Below are 16159 nucleotides of genomic sequence, written 5' to 3' on the forward strand. Positions count from 1 at the left end.
TTACCTAAGATCTACCAATTCGAATGTAGGGTAGGCCGACCTACTAAAAGAAAAAGTAGACGACGAAATTGGATGATTTACATATAACGTTTGTATGGTATAGGTATAACGCGCTCCCGACTTATCAAAAATTAATACATCATGAATATGTTTGTTTTTGTTGACACGGAGCTTGATTTTGAAATAATTGGTCTTCGTATCAATAGGGCTGAGTTCCACGACTTGTAATACGTCATTTCCCAAACGCTCATCGTCCATACCTACATATTTGAATCCTTTTTTGTAAAAAGTAAACAGATTGTTGGGGCCGATCGTTTGGTTGCTGTTTTCAGCTTCTGAGATCTGAACTTCTTTGTCTTCTTTAAGTACAGACCACGTTGTTTTACCATCACTGATCAGATCTTGTACCCCGAGCTCGACACGGTATTGATTTTTAGGCTTGTTGAGGTACAACGTTCCTTTTTCTGTATAAGTTTCTCCTTCCGCTTGTCGAGCGGAAAAGCTAAACGATGATTGGATAGTGGAATACGCATCATATTTTTTTGATACCTGATCCAACAATTTTTTGGCTGCTGGGTCGTTCTGCGCGAAAGTCATTGTACTCCAAAATAAGAGCATTAAGGCTATTGCATGTTTCTTCATGTTAATCGTTGTTTCTTAACGTTTCCAAATATTGTTCCAACGAATATTCGTCAGGGTAGAGCACTTCGCGCGCTTTACTACCTTCAAAAGGTCCCACGATACCTGCTGCCTCCAACTGATCGATTATTCGTCCAGCCCTGTTGTAACCTAATTTCAACTTGCGTTGGATCAATGATGTGGATCCTTGTTGATGCATCACGATAAGTCGAGCAGCTTCTTCAAAGAGTTGGTCACGATCGCTCAGGTCAAAATCCATGCTTCCACTGCCTTCACCATTTTCGTCGATATATTCGGGCAACAGAAACGCCGAAGGATAACCACGCTGACTTCCGATATATTCTGATATTTTATCCACTTCAGGTGTGTCAACAAATGCACACTGAATCCGTGTCAAGTCGCTTCCTGTGGCTAACAGCATATCACCTCGACCGATGAGCTGATCTGCTCCACCAGTGTCCAAGATGGTTCGCGAGTCTACTTTCGAGAGCACGCGGAACGCGAGGCGAGCAGGGAAGTTGGCTTTTATTGTACCAGTAATGATGTTAACCGATGGGCGCTGAGTAGCAATTACCAAGTGTATACCGACAGCCCTCGCTAGTTGCGCCAAACGAGCAATAGGCGTTTCTACTTCCTTACCGGCGGTCATCATGAGATCCGCAAATTCATCTACAACCAGAACTATAAAAGGTAAGAATCGATGACCCTCCTCAGGGTTTAATCGGCGATTAACAAATTTTGCATTATACTCCTTGAGATTCCGTACCTGCGCATTCTTCAACAAATCGTACCGTTGATCCATTTCAATACAAAGTGAATTCAAGGTATTGATGACCTTTTTTGTATCGGTGATGATCGCTTCCTCTTCGTTGGGCAGCTTGGCCAAGAAATGTCTTTCGATGGTTTTGAAAAGAGAAAGCTCAACTTTTTTCGGGTCGACCATGACGAATTTCAATTCGGCAGGATGTTTTTTATACAAAAGGGACGTAAGGATAGCGTTAATGCCGACGGATTTACCCTGTCCAGTGGCTCCTGCTACTAGAAGGTGAGGCATTTTGGCCAGATCCGCGATATAAACCTCGTTGGAAATCGTTTTTCCGAGAGCGATTGGAAGATCCATATCGGTTTTTTGGAACTTCTCTGTCGCTAGGACGGAGCGCATAGACACCATCTCCGGAGAACTGTTAGGAACTTCGATCCCAATTGTTCCTTTTCCGGGCATGGGGGCAATTATCCGGATGCCTAGGGCTGCTAAACTCAAAGCGATGTCATCTTCGAGATTTTTGATCTTAGATATACGAACACCTGGCTTAGGAATGATTTCATACAAGGTGACGGTGGGACCAATGGTTGCCTTAATGTGCTCGATTTCAATATTATAATTACGAAGTGTGTCGACAATCCTATTTTTATTGGCTTCAAGCTCTTGCTGATTAATCGTGATGCGTCCTGTTCCATAATCTTTCAATAGATCTAAAGTCGGATATTGATATCCCGAAAGGTCTAGCTTTGGATCGTATTCGCCGAATTGCGCAACTAAGTCATCCGCGGTAATCGCTTTCTCTTCAACCACTTTCTCAACACTAAGCTCAGGGCCATTGTTATTGGTTGCATTCGTTGAAACGGATTCCGGTGTATCGATGGAAAGAGGAATTTCTGATTGTGCCATCGTGGACGTCTGTAACGAGAAACTTACTTCGTGGTCATCTATCTCTTCTTCATCCTCCTGATCGGGAGTAGGCGTTATGTCAAAAGCGGTCGATGGGCGCATGGCATTTTCGTGCACAGATTGTTGCGGACGGAGCGGAATATAAGATACATCAAGTTCTTCTTCCTCTTGATTATGTATTGATGCGAATTGTTGATTCAATGAGGGCTTCGCTGCATTTGTAGAAGCACTTGTTTTCGTGAAGGACTCGAAATTATCTTCTTCTTGATCCTCCAGTTCATCTTCCTGCACTTCTTGTTTAGACGTCCAAGTCCATTTAAGATCGAGGTTGTATATTAAAACGAGCGCAGTTAAATAAGCGAAGATCAGTAGTGCCGCAATGCCGGTCGACCCGATTTGCGCCTTAAGCAATTGGTTGGTCCAGTAACCAAACTTGCCTTCCAAAATGTGCGGGGAATCAGTCAGAAAATCTTGAAAAAAGCCCAGGGTTACCGATAAAAAAATAATGGAAGTGAATGAATAAATCATTGTTTTCCAAATGGGGAGGACGGACTTTTTATAAAGAAATTTGTATCCGATCACAAAAAAGACAAGCGCAAATAGAAAAGACGCGATACCAAACCACTCATAAATGAATTGATTGGCAAGCAATGCACCCAGTTTCCCTAGTTTATTGTCAACGACAGGGAGATCAATTGATTCATCTGCAATTTCATCTGCGCTTTGGAAGAGGGTAGACCAGCCACCGTTTGTCTCCGCGATATAGCTTTGATCATGTTTCCACGTAAAGAGATAGGAAACAAACGACACAGTGAGCACAAACGAGACAAACAAAAAGAAGATTCCCCCAATTTTCAGAGCCTTGCGTTGCCCTTCTGAAAAATTGATACTTTCGAACGATTTAAATCGTGCTTTTTTCGTATATGATACGTTTCCAGCGGTACGCGATGTCTTTTTTGGACTCCCAATTCCACCGGAACCTTTAAATGTATTTCCTTTATTTGACATGAAAATAAGATAATTCTCCTACTACAAACTTAAAAAAAATGGATGAGTATTTGATTAGATTTTGGGAACTATGTACAAGTGTTGTGCCACACTAAGTCCGTAAATGGAACAAAACAAACGTGGAATAAATTGAGCGAGCATAACCTAGAAAATGTTTGCCTGATTCGTGTTTTTATCCCATTAAGCGACTCCTTAGAGATGTACAGTAATACGCTATTCTGCTGTGGCTATTGAGAATTGGCTGTCGATATAAATGACGATGGAAAAGTAACACTTACAGAACATCTTTTTTGTCTTCTTGGCCCATTTTAGAGCTACGCTATCACGTAATGTGTAGAAGTTGATGCACTGCAAGATGGCACACCCTTTCTCTGCGTGCCATCCTGTGGATACATTATTTTGCAATAATTAGAAAATAGTTTTTCTTACCTCGCTGTGCCACCAAGTATTTATCTTGAATAAGGTAGTTTTCTCGGATAACAAGCTCCGTATCGCTGATTTTTTGCTTATTGATTGCTACACCACCGCCCTGAAGCATTTTGCGAGCCTCGCCTTTAGATGGAAATACCTGTGTATGTGCCGCTAACAAATCTAAAATTGGCACCCCGTTAGAAAGTTCGCCTTTACTGATTTCAAACTGAGGTACTCCGTCGAAAACTTCCAGTACAGCTTCGTGGTCTAACTCTCCTAGAAAATCCAGCGACCCATTCCCGAAAAGGAATTCAGACGTTTTTATTGCCGTTTCGTAATCTTTTTCGGAATGCGTACGGATAGTGATATCTTTTGCCAATGCTCTTTGAACAGCTCTTGTGTGCGGAGCCGCGTCATGTTCGGCAATGATGGCCTCAATTTCAGACTGGCTTTTCAAGGTGAAGATTTTGATCCAGTTTTTTGCATCATCATCGGAGGTGTTCAGCCAAAATTGGTAATACTTATAAGGAGATGTTTTTTTTGGATCTAACCAAACGGCCCCAGATTCAGTTTTTCCAAATTTTTGCCCATCCGCCTTCTTAATGAGTTGTGTGGTAATGGCATAGGCGGTGCCTTGATCTTGCCGGCGAATCATCTCGCTCCCCGTAACAATGTTTCCCCATTGATCCGACCCACCCATTTGCACCTTACAATTATGATGTTTCCACAAATAGTAGAAATCATACCCCTGAATCAGTTGGTAGGTAAACTCCGTGAATGAGAGCCCGTTGTCCCCTTCCAGTCGCTTCTTGACCGAATCTTTGGCCATCATGTAATTAACGGTAATCAATTTTCCGACGTCACGGATGAAATCTAAAAAATTAAAATCTTTGAACCAATCATAGTTGTTCACCATTTTAGCGTCGTTCTCGCTATCGCCAAAATTCAGAAATTTAGACAGTTGTTTTTTTAGACAATCTACATTGTGTTGTAGGGTTGCCTCATCCAATAAATTACGTTCGGCCGACTTAAACGATGGGTCTCCAATCATACCGGTGGCACCACCTACCAACGCTACAGGTTTATGGCCAGCGTTTTGAAAATGGATCAAGGTCATGATTTGTGTCAGGTGCCCCACATGTAAGGAATCGCCGGTCGGATCGAAACCAATATATCCAGAAACTTTTTCTTTGTTTAATAGATCTTCGGTACCGGGCATAATATCCTGTAACATGCCTCTCCAACGTAATTCTTCTACAAAACTCATCTTTATAACGTTAAGATTTTTTTACTGAGATTGCAAAGATAAGAGATTAAGCCGTATCTTACGATAAATAAAATGACAACTTTGATTCGTGAATTTTTTATCACATTATTACTTTGAACGATACAGTCCACATGCAGAGCGAATATTGGGCGCTTTGCTTCCCGATTTATTAAAAAATGTGGATAAGCAGTATAATTTTCATCCGCAACGTTTTGAGGAGGTATTATTTTCGCATCCTAAAACCCGGTGGGTTTCGGAAGGTTGGTACCGCCACATAGAAGTAGATAAATTGTTTCACAGTTCGAATTTTTTTCTGCAACATTGTCACGTACTGCGTAAGGAGCTTGACCCACTATTAACTGCATTACCCATTCGTGCCTCTTTTTTGGCACATATAGCTATTGAGTTACTGTTAGATCATTTGTTGATTGAACAGCAACTCGTAAACCCGACGCGGCTGTATGAACAATTGGATCACGTACAGAGGGGAACAATTGAGCGATACCTTCGCGTAATCGGAGATGTGAATGTGCCTGGTTTTCTACAGTTCTATGAACAATTTCTAAGTTGGCGTTACATCTTGGACTATAGCGAAGTGACCAATCTTTCGCATTCCTTATTTAATATCTGTAAACGCGTATGGGCTTTCGAAGTGACGCCTGTTGATCACCATCGCTTAACATCCTGTTTACAGGAATATAAAGAGAAACATATGGGTAATTACGTAGAGATCTTTCATTATATACAAGATAAAATCGTGTACTTAGCTTAATTTTTATCATTTTTGTGAGCTATTAATGCATTATTAAGCACTATATGATAAATAAACTTTTCAGAAAGAAGAGTGTCGATCAAATCATCCAAGACGCGCATCAAGGATCAGGATTGGCAAAAGTTTTGGGGGTTCGGGATCTCGTATCGTTGGGCATAGCAGCAATTGTTGGAGCAGGGATCTTTAGTACGATCGGATTAGCGAGTTATGAAGGAGGTCCTGCTATATCCTTACTGTTTATTTTTACAGCCTTTGCCTGTGTATTTACTGCGCTCGCTTATGCGCAGTTTGCCAGTACCGTTCCTGTATCGGGGAGTGCCTACACTTACGCTTATGTGGCTTTTGGTGAACTTTTCGCGTGGATTATCGGTTGGGCGTTGGTGTTGGAGTATGCGGTTTCCAATACAGTAGTGGCTATCTCTTGGTCTCAATATTTTGTTTCCATGCTCGAAGGGTTTGGTATTCATTTGCCAAAGTGGCTCTGTATGGCTCCAGGCTATGCGATAGATGCGCACGACAAATTCCTGAAGGAGGGTGTGGCGGCGTTGAATGTTGCAGACAAGGTTGGTCTCGAAGCATACACGACGGCACCGCGGATTGCGGATATACCAATTATTTTTGACTTTCCCGCGGGTCTCGTTACCGTGCTGGTTACTTGGCTCGTTTATATCGGGATTAAGGAATCCCAGCGCGCAAGCAATATCATGGTTATGATCAAAATAGGCATTATCGTATTAGTTGTATTGGGCGGTATTTTTTTTATTAAACCGGAAAACTGGACACCGTTTGCACCGAATGGGCTTCAAGGGGTTATGGGCTCGGTAGCAGCAGTATTCTTTGCATTTATAGGCTTCGATTCCATATCTACGACTGCAGAGGAATGTAAGAACCCCCAACGAGATCTACCTCGTGCAATGATTTTGTGCTTGATCATTTGTACAGTACTGTATGTTGCCATTACGCTGGTGCTCACGGGGATGGTCAATTACACGGAATTGAATGTTAAGGATCCGCTCGCTTTCGTTTTTAAATATGTGGGCTTTGATCGTATGGCCGGCATCGTTTCTGTGACGTCCGTTATCGCGATAACCAGCGCTTTGCTAGTATATCAACTAGCTCAGCCTAGAATTTGGATGACGATGAGTCGAGACGGATTGTTATCGAAGAAATTCGCCCGTGTTCATCCAAAATATAAAACACCATCCTATGCTACCATCGTAACAGGGATTGTTGTGGCTATTCCATCGCTATTTTTTAAAATGGATTTTTTCGTAGACCTGACGAGCGTCGGCACTTTTTTCGCTTTTATTCTAGTTTGTGCGGGCGTATTGTATATGGACTATGCTGGGCTTTCTGCAAGATCTAAATTTCGCGTGCCGTATATCAACGGTAAATACCTTATCGGAATAGGTTTTATTGCTGCTTGGGTGTTGATCCTTAGATATGGTCAGCATATACTCGCCGAGTGGCAGTTGCTGTCCATAGTTGATATCGCAGAACACAAATCGCTTGTCCTTGTCTTTTGGTTGGTGTGGGCTGCGCTTGCTGTGATGGGATTTAAGTATAATTTTTCCTTGTTGCCGGTCATTGGTATCTTGGTCAATCTTTATTTAATGAGCGAATTGGGTGCAAGTAACTGGATTATTTTTATCGCTTGGCTATTCATTGGCTTAGTGATTTACTTCGGTTACGGATACCGACATTCGAAACTAAACGTTAAGGCAAACGAACATGCATAGCACATAAAAAGCCAGACAGCAGTTTTCTGGAATGTCCGGCTTCTGTTCTTTTCACGTGCGTTTAACCGTGCAGTCGCTTGAGTGTTACCTCCCTTGTTGTCGGTATATTCAGCGGTACTCGTTCTAATGTGACGAAGCTGCTGTCTAGTCCGAATCCCTTTTCTTCCGATAAACTAAATCTTTTCAGGATCTTGTAGATTTCTAAAATAATTTTTTCGTGCCATTTCAAATCGTGCGTTTTTGAAATCATCTTTTCCAGCACAACGAAATTGAAATCTCCCGCAATACCATGTTTCTTTAACGTTTCGTAGTTGCTCGTGATGTCTATTTCGCCTTTCTCGACCATATCTTCGACCACCTTTCGAAACAGTAAACTGATGCGCTGTTCTTCCCTAAAACCAAGTTTGAAATCGATGCGGATAAGTTTATTCGGAATGAGCTGTTCAACAACATACTCTCTCGTGTGCGGATTATCCATAACATCAACATGCACCAGCCAATAAACGTCGGCACGTTTCGGCTTCTTGTTGATCATCGAATAGATAATTTTTGACTCGATTTCATTTTTATTGTTCGCACTCGTAAGGTATACCAAATGCGAAGCGAATAGCGGAACCGATTTATCTTCGCTCAGTTCCGAAATGATCGGGAAGTAGTCCCGGATATCGTTGAAGCGGACAAAACTATTTTTGATTTTGCGGGCCCCATACCACGAAAACATAACGATAAACAAAGTCGTAGCGAGTAATAAGGTCAACCACCCGCCGTGTGTCAGCTTAACTAGATTTCCTGCTAAGAAAGATAGTTCGATGACGAAGTAAAAGACGGCAAACACAACAATCCAAACCTTTGGAATGTGAACGCGCGCCAGAAAGACGCACATCAGCACCGTCGTCATGATAAATGTGAGATTGATGGCTAGTCCGTAAGCGGCTTCCATGTTGGATGACTCCTTGAACACGGCAATGATCAACATGCAACCGATGTACAGGATGAGATTGATAGATGGTACATACAATTGCCCTTTTTGATCGCTCGGATAACGAATTGAAACTTTTGGCCATATATTCAGACGCACCGCTTCGGAAATCAGCGTAAATGAACCGGAAATCATAGCTTGACTAGCGATGACGGCCGCCATCGTGGCAATGGCTACCCCGTAGACCACGAAACCCTCCGGCATTATGGCATAAAACGGATTTTTCTCACCCATTTGAGAGCCAGCATGTTGCAGTAGCCAAGCTCCTTGTCCAAAATAGTTAAGGACAAGCGTCAGCTTTACAAATATCCAACTGACACGAATATTTGATTTTCCGCAGTGTCCCATATCGGAATACAAGGCTTCCGCTCCCGTCGTACATAGAAAAATAGCACCAATTAGGAAGAGCGCATTCGGATGATTAATAATTGTGGTTATCGCGTAATAGGGGTTGATGGCGGAGAATACTTCAGGAGCATGTTTGATATACAACACGCCCAAAACGCCGATGGTGCTAAACCATATAAACATCATCGGTCCGAATATGCGGCCGACGATCGAGGTGCCGAAACGTTGTATGATAAAAAGTAAACTGATAATTATGACGACGATGGGTACGGTCGGAACTTGCGGATGTCGAATCGCCAAGCCTTCAATCGCGGAAGAGATCGTGATCGCTGGTGTAATCATGCCATCTGCTAATAATGTACTTGCTCCAATGATGGCCGGAATAATCAGCCACTTCGCTTTTTTCCGGACCAGTGAGTAAAGCGACAAAATCCCACCTTCCCCTTTATTATCAGCATTTAAGGTGATCCAAACATATTTGATGGTTGTCTGTAGAGTTAGCGTCCAGAAAACGCAGGATAAACTGCCCAGTATTAAGTCTTCTTCGATCGTACCTTTATTAAACACGGCTTTTACAACATAAAGTGGAGAAGTTCCGATGTCGCCGAAAATAATACCGAGACTGATCAGTAAGCCAGCCATACTGAGTTTATGGGCGTCGTGGTGCTTATGGGTTTTCATGCCTAAAAAATTATCCTGCAAACTTACAGTAAATTATGTGCCAATCTAAAAAAAAAAGAAGACAACGTAATATCTTGTTAAAAATTGTTAAATGAAATTGTTTTTTATAACTTTATGACTGTAGTGCGATGAAATCAACTAACTTTGTAATAACAAGGTACATGAAGTGTACGGATTATGAAATTAAACCAACTACCTATTAATTGGTCTATTTTTAATAAAAAAGGATGCGTGTAATGATTAAAAAGATGATATTGACTACCCTAGTAAGCCTAAGCATGCTTGGCACAGGGAAAGCTATGTCGACTTTTTCCGTTTTCCAGTCTAGCCTTTCTATGCATTCTCTGTACGTTAATACCGCGTCTTTGCCGGAAGAAGAGAGTGAAAAATTGATTAATAACGTTAAGGTTTTTTATAACCCAATTGCTGAACAGATAACCATTTCGTTCAAGCTAGCCAAACAAAATACCGTAACGATAAAAGTGATGGACGCACTCGGCAACGAAGTGTTAAGTTTGATGAACGGTCGTTTGGATGGAGGGATTCAAAATCTATCCTTTGAATCCAATGGCAAGTTAACAACTGGCTTTTATTTTGTTCGGGTCACGTCGGGCACAGAAACAGTGGTTAAACGTATCTCTGTACGTTAGAAGCTTTGATTGGTGTTAGTTATTTTCCATTGCTTCCGTTTCTTCCACCCATAGACCATCATTTTTAATGATTTCGATTAGTTCGTCCAAAGCCTTCGCAGCACTTACATTTTTCTTCACCACTTCTTTTCCTCGATAGAGGGTGATCTTATCCGGGCCAGCTCCGACATATCCGTAGTCTGCGTCAGCCATTTCGCCAGGACCGTTCACGATGCAACCCATTATCCCGATTTTTAGTCCCTTTAAATGGCTTGTTCGGCTTCGGATCATCTGTGTGGTCTCCTGAAGATCAAAGAGTGTTCGTCCGCAACTTGGGCAGGATATGTATTCCGTCTTCGATATGCGGGATCTCGTGGCTTGCAGGATTCCAAATGATATGGATGCAATATGTTCGATTGGTGTTGCCGAAGAGTCAATCCAAACGCCCGAACCTAAGCCATCAACGAGCAATGCGCCGAGATCTGTGGCTGCATACAGCTGTATTTTAGAAATAGGTTCTTCAGGATTCATGAACGCTCCCACAGGCCCAGCGAATGAAGCGGGGTCATACGATCGTTTGATAATGACGGGTGGGTATACGCCGATCGCCTGCATATTATTAAAAAATTGTCTCTGATCCGCCATCCCGTGCTCGTGGTTGGTTTCTACGACAATAACCGTTGTTTTGTCTATTTGTAAACGGCTAAACGTATCGGTTAGGAGATCATCGTTGGATAACCGGATAATATTTAACGATGCGTCTCGGGACGCGGCATCGACGTATTCTTTGAGCGTAAACACGGGATGTTTGTTTGCTTTATCAACTAAATTCTGCCATGTTTCATAGTCGTAAAGTACCTTGAGGTTCCCGGGAAGCGCGAACGACGGAAGATTTTTTCCAAGATAGACAAAGTCGACAGACTGATCTCCCATATGATATTTGTCATTCAGGGCGTCATAACGGTATCCTACTGCATGTAAAATATAAGGATCTTTTAAGTTTTCGCGAGAAATATCCACAACGATTCGAGGTACCAATGAGCCTCCTATGAAGGCATTGACTTCATTTGATACATAGGCCGTGGTCGTTGTCGTTCCCGAAATGTTAATGATTTGGCGAGCAGGGGAGGCCTGTGTGATGATTTGCCTTTTTTTATAGCGGTTTACAAGAGCTATAGCAACGGGGGCTTCCTTTTCAGGCTCTTCCGTCAAAGACACGCGAACGGTGTCGCCTAGCCCATCTTCCAGTAAGGTGCCAATACCAACTGCAGACTTTATCCGGCCATCTTCTCCATCTCCAGCTTCGGTAACGCCCAAATGCAATGGATAATTCATACCCTCATTAACCATCTTTTCTACCAAAAGTCTATACGCGCGTACCATAACTTGCGGATTCGACGATTTCATGGAGACAGTCAGGTTGTAAAAGTTCAGGTCCTCACAGATCCGCATAAATTCCAACGCCGATTCGACCATGCCTTCCGGTGTGTCGCCATATCGGCTCATAATTCGATCGGATAATGAGCCGTGGTTGGTTCCTATCCGCATGGCCGTGCCATATTCCTTGCAGATGTTGACGAGCGGAGCAAATTTTTTATAGATGCGTTCTAATTCAGCTTGATAAGCGCTATCGGTGTAATCGATCTGATCGAATTTCTTTTTGTCGGCGTAGTTTCCCGGATTGATGCGCACTTTTTCCACAATTCGTGCCGCAACTTCAGCTGCGTTGGGCGTAAAATGGATATCGGCCACTAAGGGAACTTGGTAGCCTCGTAGTCGTAGTTCTCTTTTAATGAGAGCCAGATTTTCAGCTTCTTTGATACTTGGAGCGGTGATACGCACATATTCACAGCCTGCATTCACCATACGAATAGTCTGCTCGACAGATCCGATTGTGTCCATCGTATCCACCGTAGTCATACTTTGTATGCGAATAGGATTGTTACCACCCATCGGAATATCTCCGACGTATACTTCTCTCGTTACAAACCTGCTATATGTTGTTTTGGAGTTGCAATAACCTCCATCCAATATTTTTGCGTCTTTCGTGTCCATGCGTAGGCACAAAGTTAGCTATTTTTTGTATTAATAGCGGCTAATAGTGAATGTATTGGCGGCACCATCCAGTTCGATATCAAATTTCTTATTCCTTTCTTCGTAGTTCGCGGTTTTCGCGATGCCGTCCTTGTTCGTGGCAAAATCTTCAAACGAGTTTTTGGACAATATAGACGAATACTTAACCCGGATAGCCGCGTCCTTCGGTATTCTGAAATGTATTTTGGAAGCTCCTGTCGCGATAGCAATCTTTGCGGTACCTTCTTGTGGTGAGCCCAAGGTGAGGTCCATATTGCTCGCGCCTGTGTTAATTTCTAACTTTTTAAAGCGAACGTGTGTTATATCCCCGCTGATATTCGCAGCCCCGTAATTCAACTCTAAATTCCATAACGGCTCTGCGCTGATGCCTATAGCTACCTGGGCCGATTTTTTCTTTTTTGATGTAGGTTTTGCATTAATAACGACTTGTTGTCTATTGTCACGACGACTGGTTTCTATGTTCATGCCCATATCTTGGTCTGCACTTGTTGCAGCTACGAGTGTGTCTCCAGCAAGTGACTGGATGTGGAAGTTTCCAGCACCGCCGTTAAACTCTAATGTGGATTCGGAAATTGTGCTGTCGAGAAGTGCATGAACCTCATTTTGCAGGGGTGTGCTGTCATCTAAATCACCGATGCGAATATCTTTGTTGTTGAATAGATTGCCGGCCCAATGGGAAGATGGTGTGACCATTCCCACATAAAATATCCAACCTAGAAAAAGCACGTTACATCCGATTTTGATATAGCTGCCATAATTCCGATTTTGGACCATTAAATTAATCCCCACGATGACGATCAGCAATGGCCAATATTTTAGGGTTGCCCAGAAATTGAAATCGATAACATCCAAGTTGTGAAGTAACAAGATCAGTCCTATAAAAACGAACCAGATGCCGGATGTGATTTTATTTTCCATATGTTTTAATTCCAATGTAAATATATGCCTCAAATTTATAAGTTACTAATTTTTTACAAAACCAGTTTTAGGTTACTTTGTTCTTAATTTCGGTGAAAGAAACCATTCCGTCGGTGAAATTTCTTCCTTACAATTACGTATATTGCGATAATGTTTATTTAAAGACTTGGTTATTCTATGATATTCCATCATTTTGGAGCATATGTATTGTTACTGCAAAAGGTATTCAAAAGACCTGAAAAATGGAAAATTTATTTAAAAGAGATTTTCCATGAGATGAATGAGATCGGTATTGGCTCGTTGGGACTGATTGTTATTATCTCGACCTTCATAGGAGCAGTTATGACCCTTCAGATCGCCTTTCAATTGGTTTCAGATCTTATTCCTCCGACAGTAATCGGACAGATTAACCGAGATTCGAACATCTTGGAGCTGGGACCTACCATCTCCGCGCTAGTTTTAATGGGGAAAGTAGGTTCGGCGATTTCGTCACAGATTGGCTCTATGCGTGTAACAGAACAAATCGATGCATTGGAAATTATGGGCATCAATGCACCGGGATACTTGATTTTACCCAAAGTCCTAGCCGGAGTGGTTATGGTGCCTGTATTGGTTGTTATTGCTATTTTCTGTGCCATTACCGGGGGATTAATTGGTGGGACATTGTCGGGAGCGGTTGCTCCGACAGATTATATCCAAGGAATTCAGGGTGGCTTTAATGGGTTTACCGTAGCTGTTGCTTTGGTTAAAGCAGTAATTTTCGGTTTTATTATCACATCGGTTCCCGCCTATATGGGGTTCAATGTGCGAGGCGGAGCGTTGGAGGTCGGACAGGCAGGGACACGAGCGGTCGTGATCGGGTGTATCACCATACTGGCCTGTGATTATATTATAACCGCATTGATGCTCTAATATGATTGAAATTCAGAATATACATAAGTCTTTCGGAGACAACCATGTGTTAAACGGAATCGACGCTATTTTCGAGCCCGGAAAGGTTAGCTTGATTATTGGCGGTTCTGGATCAGGGAAAAGCACATTATTAAAATGTATAGTTGGCCTGCACCAACCGGAGCAAGGCAAGGTTTTTTTCGATAAGCAAGAATTCACGGAGATGGATTTCGAACAAAAAGTCCCGATCCGACGTGAAATTGGTATGCTTTTTCAGAATTCTGCATTGTTTGATTCGATGACTGTTGAACAGAATATCGTTTTTGCGCTGGATATGTTTTCAGACATGAGCAAAAAAGAGAAGATTGATCGAGCGAATTTCTGTTTGGATCGTGTAAACCTGAAAAAAACCAATAAGCTTTATCCAGCGGAACTCTCTGGTGGAATGAAAAAGCGGGTAGGCATAGCTAGAGCGATTAGTATGAATCCAAAGTACTTGTTTTGTGACGAACCAAATTCGGGACTGGATCCCGCAACATCCATCTTGATTGACGAGCTTATACAAGAATTAACCGAGGAATATAATTGTACAACAATTGTCGTTACACACGATATGAATTCCGTGATGGGCATTGGAGAATACATCCTTTTTTTGCACAAAGGCGAGAAATTCTGGGAAGGGTCAAACGAAGAAATGTTGCGTTCGGATGTGCAGGAATTGAATGATTTTGTTTTTGCAAGCCCGTTGATGAAGGCCGCCCGTGCGACGATAAAATAGGGTAATAATATTAATTGGTAAGTCAAACTTAAGTTTTTATTTTTGCATTCTTAACGATCGGCCTGCGATTGCGATCGACGGACATTGGATTTTTAACTTTTGATCTTAATTCTTTGAGTATAACGACCCACATACAGCTTCTCACCCCACAACATTGGGAAGACTACGAATTAATTGACTGCGGCGATTTTGAAAAATTGGAACGCTTTGGCGAGTTTGTACTGATCCGGCCGGAGCCGCAGGCTGTCTGGCCAAAAACACTGGCGGAGTCTGAGTGGACAAAGAAGCATCATATCCGTTTTAAGGGCCGATCGGCAACCTCGGGCGACTGGCTTAAAAAGAATCCAAAAATGCAGGATCGTTGGCATATCACCTATGCAAACGACGATGTAGCCATTAAGTTTAGGCTTGGATTGACTTCCTTTAAACACGTTGGGATATTTCCCGAGCAAGCCGTCAATTGGGATTATATCTCTCAATCTGTGCGGTCTTTTAAAACACCACAGCCCAAGGTTTTGAATCTGTTTGCCTATACCGGGGGAGCGTCCCTTATAGCAAAAGCCGCAGGTGCAGATACGACACATGTAGATTCTATCAAACAGGTGGTAACCTGGGCGAATGAAAATCAAGAAATTTCAGGGTTGAATAATATTCGTTGGGTGGTCGAGGACGCTTTGAAATTTGTAAAACGCGAATTGAAGCGCGGAAACACATATAACGGGATCATCTTGGATCCTCCGGCCTATGGACACGGGCCGAAAGGCGAAAAGTGGAAGTTGGAAGACCACATCATGGAAATGATGCGCGACGTTGTTCAATTGTTAGATCCGCAAGAACATTTTCTAATTTTAAATACCTATTCGTTGGGTTTCTCTTCGGTTATTGTCGAAAATCTGATAAAAACAGCCTTCCCATCGGTAGAAAACCTAGAAATTGGTGAATTGTATCTACAAGCTTCTGCCGGTCCAAAGCTGCCCTTGGGTGTCTTCGGTAAATTTCGCAAAGTACAGCCGTAAGTTGTACGGCATGCTTAGTCCCACTGGTAGGCATACTAGAAAGATTGAGGGAAACCAAAAACAACTCTATACCAAGAAGTAGACGTCTGACAAAGCTTCCTTATTTCTGACATTCGTCAAGTTGCCTCGCCGTCGGCCTCCGGTTCGCGGAAATGACGGTGCCCCATTGTTTAGCTAACCTTATCTTGTTTTGGGGCGCACTAGAAGTCAACCATTCTATTTGAGATAGCTGTTGTGGTATTCCAGTTTTTCTCGTTGGAATTTTTTGAACTCTTTTCCGATCACATATCATTGTGAAGCCATACCACTACGAAATACGG

The 16159-nt window shown here is 42.5% G+C and carries 12 protein-coding genes; 6 read left to right on the forward strand and 6 right to left on the reverse strand.

The window, feature by feature from the left end; all coding sequences use genetic code 11:
* From ACFSR5_RS11360 to tyrS, 3 genes are all read right to left on the reverse strand, one after another.
* Complete coding sequence (locus ACFSR5_RS11360) at positions 1-642, reverse strand: LolA family protein (protein ID WP_380903801.1); 642 nt, start codon at positions 640-642, stop codon at positions 1-3.
* A 1-nt stretch (position 643) separates the two neighbouring features.
* On the reverse strand, positions 644-3316 hold the full coding sequence (locus tag ACFSR5_RS11365; protein WP_380903803.1) for an FtsK/SpoIIIE family DNA translocase: 2673 nt from the start codon (positions 3314-3316) through the stop codon (positions 644-646).
* 394 nt (positions 3317-3710) lie between these two features.
* Positions 3711-4994 (reverse strand): tyrosine--tRNA ligase, encoded by a 1284-nt coding sequence (gene tyrS / locus ACFSR5_RS11370; protein ID WP_380903805.1) that lies wholly within the window; start codon positions 4992-4994, stop codon positions 3711-3713.
* 88 nt (positions 4995-5082) lie between these two features.
* Between tyrS and ACFSR5_RS11375 the strand changes: the two genes are divergently transcribed.
* Both ACFSR5_RS11375 and ACFSR5_RS11380 read left to right on the forward strand, forming a co-directional pair.
* Positions 5083-5766, forward strand: a complete 684-nt coding sequence (locus ACFSR5_RS11375; protein ID WP_380903807.1) for a hypothetical protein — start codon at positions 5083-5085, stop codon at positions 5764-5766.
* A 44-nt stretch (positions 5767-5810) separates the two neighbouring features.
* Positions 5811-7505 (forward strand): amino acid permease, encoded by a 1695-nt coding sequence (locus ACFSR5_RS11380; RefSeq protein WP_380903809.1) that lies wholly within the window; start codon positions 5811-5813, stop codon positions 7503-7505.
* A gap of 61 nt (positions 7506-7566) precedes the next feature.
* On the opposite strand, the gene ACFSR5_RS11385 is transcribed toward ACFSR5_RS11380, so the two are convergent.
* The gene (locus ACFSR5_RS11385) at positions 7567-9513 is read right to left on the reverse strand and encodes a KUP/HAK/KT family potassium transporter (RefSeq protein ID WP_380903811.1); all 1947 of its coding nucleotides are present in this window, start codon (positions 9511-9513) and stop codon (positions 7567-7569) included.
* A gap of 248 nt (positions 9514-9761) precedes the next feature.
* Here ACFSR5_RS11385 and ACFSR5_RS11390 point away from each other — a divergent pair, with 248 nt between their 5' ends.
* Positions 9762-10163 carry a T9SS type A sorting domain-containing protein gene (locus tag ACFSR5_RS11390; RefSeq protein ID WP_380903813.1) on the forward strand — a complete coding sequence of 134 codons (402 nt, stop codon included), beginning with the start codon at positions 9762-9764 and terminating at the stop codon, positions 10161-10163.
* Between the two features lie 15 nt (positions 10164-10178).
* Here the strand turns inward: ACFSR5_RS11390 and ispG are convergent, their stop codons facing one another.
* Together ispG and ACFSR5_RS11400 are read right to left on the reverse strand one after the other, a co-directional pair.
* Positions 10179-12197: a (E)-4-hydroxy-3-methylbut-2-enyl-diphosphate synthase gene (ispG, locus tag ACFSR5_RS11395; RefSeq protein ID WP_380903815.1), complete on the reverse strand. Its 2019-nt coding sequence runs from the start codon at positions 12195-12197 to the stop codon at positions 10179-10181.
* 30 nt (positions 12198-12227) lie between these two features.
* Positions 12228-13154, reverse strand: coding sequence for a LiaI-LiaF-like domain-containing protein (locus ACFSR5_RS11400; RefSeq protein WP_380903817.1), 927 nt, complete (start codon positions 13152-13154; stop codon positions 12228-12230).
* Positions 13155-13331: 177 nt separating this feature from the next.
* On the opposite strand from ACFSR5_RS11400, the gene ACFSR5_RS11405 reads away from it, so the two are divergent.
* The 3 genes from ACFSR5_RS11405 to ACFSR5_RS11415 all read left to right on the forward strand — a co-directional run bounded on the left by ACFSR5_RS11405 (position 13332) and on the right by ACFSR5_RS11415 (position 15839).
* Positions 13332-14066 (forward strand): MlaE family ABC transporter permease, encoded by a 735-nt coding sequence (locus ACFSR5_RS11405; RefSeq protein WP_380903819.1) that lies wholly within the window; start codon positions 13332-13334, stop codon positions 14064-14066.
* Between the two features lies 1 nt (position 14067).
* Positions 14068-14823 carry an ABC transporter ATP-binding protein gene (locus ACFSR5_RS11410; protein ID WP_380903821.1) on the forward strand — a complete coding sequence of 252 codons (756 nt, stop codon included), beginning with the start codon at positions 14068-14070 and terminating at the stop codon, positions 14821-14823.
* A 113-nt stretch (positions 14824-14936) separates the two neighbouring features.
* On the forward strand, positions 14937-15839 hold the full coding sequence (locus tag ACFSR5_RS11415; protein ID WP_380903823.1) for a class I SAM-dependent methyltransferase: 903 nt from the start codon (positions 14937-14939) through the stop codon (positions 15837-15839).
* Positions 15840-16159 lie beyond the last annotated feature (320 nt).

Origin of the sequence: Sphingobacterium suaedae, assembly GCF_042684625.1 — a bacterium.
Taxonomy (GTDB): domain Bacteria; phylum Bacteroidota; class Bacteroidia; order Sphingobacteriales; family Sphingobacteriaceae; genus Sphingobacterium; species Sphingobacterium suaedae.

Coding starts and splice junctions, on each gene's coding strand:
- ACFSR5_RS11360 (WP_380903801.1), bottom strand. CDS start 642: ATGAAGAAACATGCAATAGCCTTAATGCTCTTATTTTGGAGTACAATG.
- ACFSR5_RS11365 (WP_380903803.1), bottom strand. CDS start 3,316: ATGTCAAATAAAGGAAATACATTTAAAGGTTCCGGTGGAATTGGGAGT.
- tyrS (WP_380903805.1), bottom strand. CDS start 4,994: ATGAGTTTTGTAGAAGAATTACGTTGGAGAGGCATGTTACAGGATATT.
- ACFSR5_RS11380 (WP_380903809.1), top strand. CDS start 5,811: ATGATAAATAAACTTTTCAGAAAGAAGAGTGTCGATCAAATCATCCAA.
- ACFSR5_RS11385 (WP_380903811.1), bottom strand. CDS start 9,513: ATGAAAACCCATAAGCACCACGACGCCCATAAACTCAGTATGGCTGGC.
- ACFSR5_RS11390 (WP_380903813.1), top strand. CDS start 9,762: ATGATATTGACTACCCTAGTAAGCCTAAGCATGCTTGGCACAGGGAAA.
- ispG (WP_380903815.1), bottom strand. CDS start 12,197: ATGGACACGAAAGACGCAAAAATATTGGATGGAGGTTATTGCAACTCC.
- ACFSR5_RS11400 (WP_380903817.1), bottom strand. CDS start 13,154: ATGGAAAATAAAATCACATCCGGCATCTGGTTCGTTTTTATAGGACTG.
- ACFSR5_RS11405 (WP_380903819.1), top strand. CDS start 13,332: ATGATATTCCATCATTTTGGAGCATATGTATTGTTACTGCAAAAGGTA.
- ACFSR5_RS11410 (WP_380903821.1), top strand. CDS start 14,068: ATGATTGAAATTCAGAATATACATAAGTCTTTCGGAGACAACCATGTG.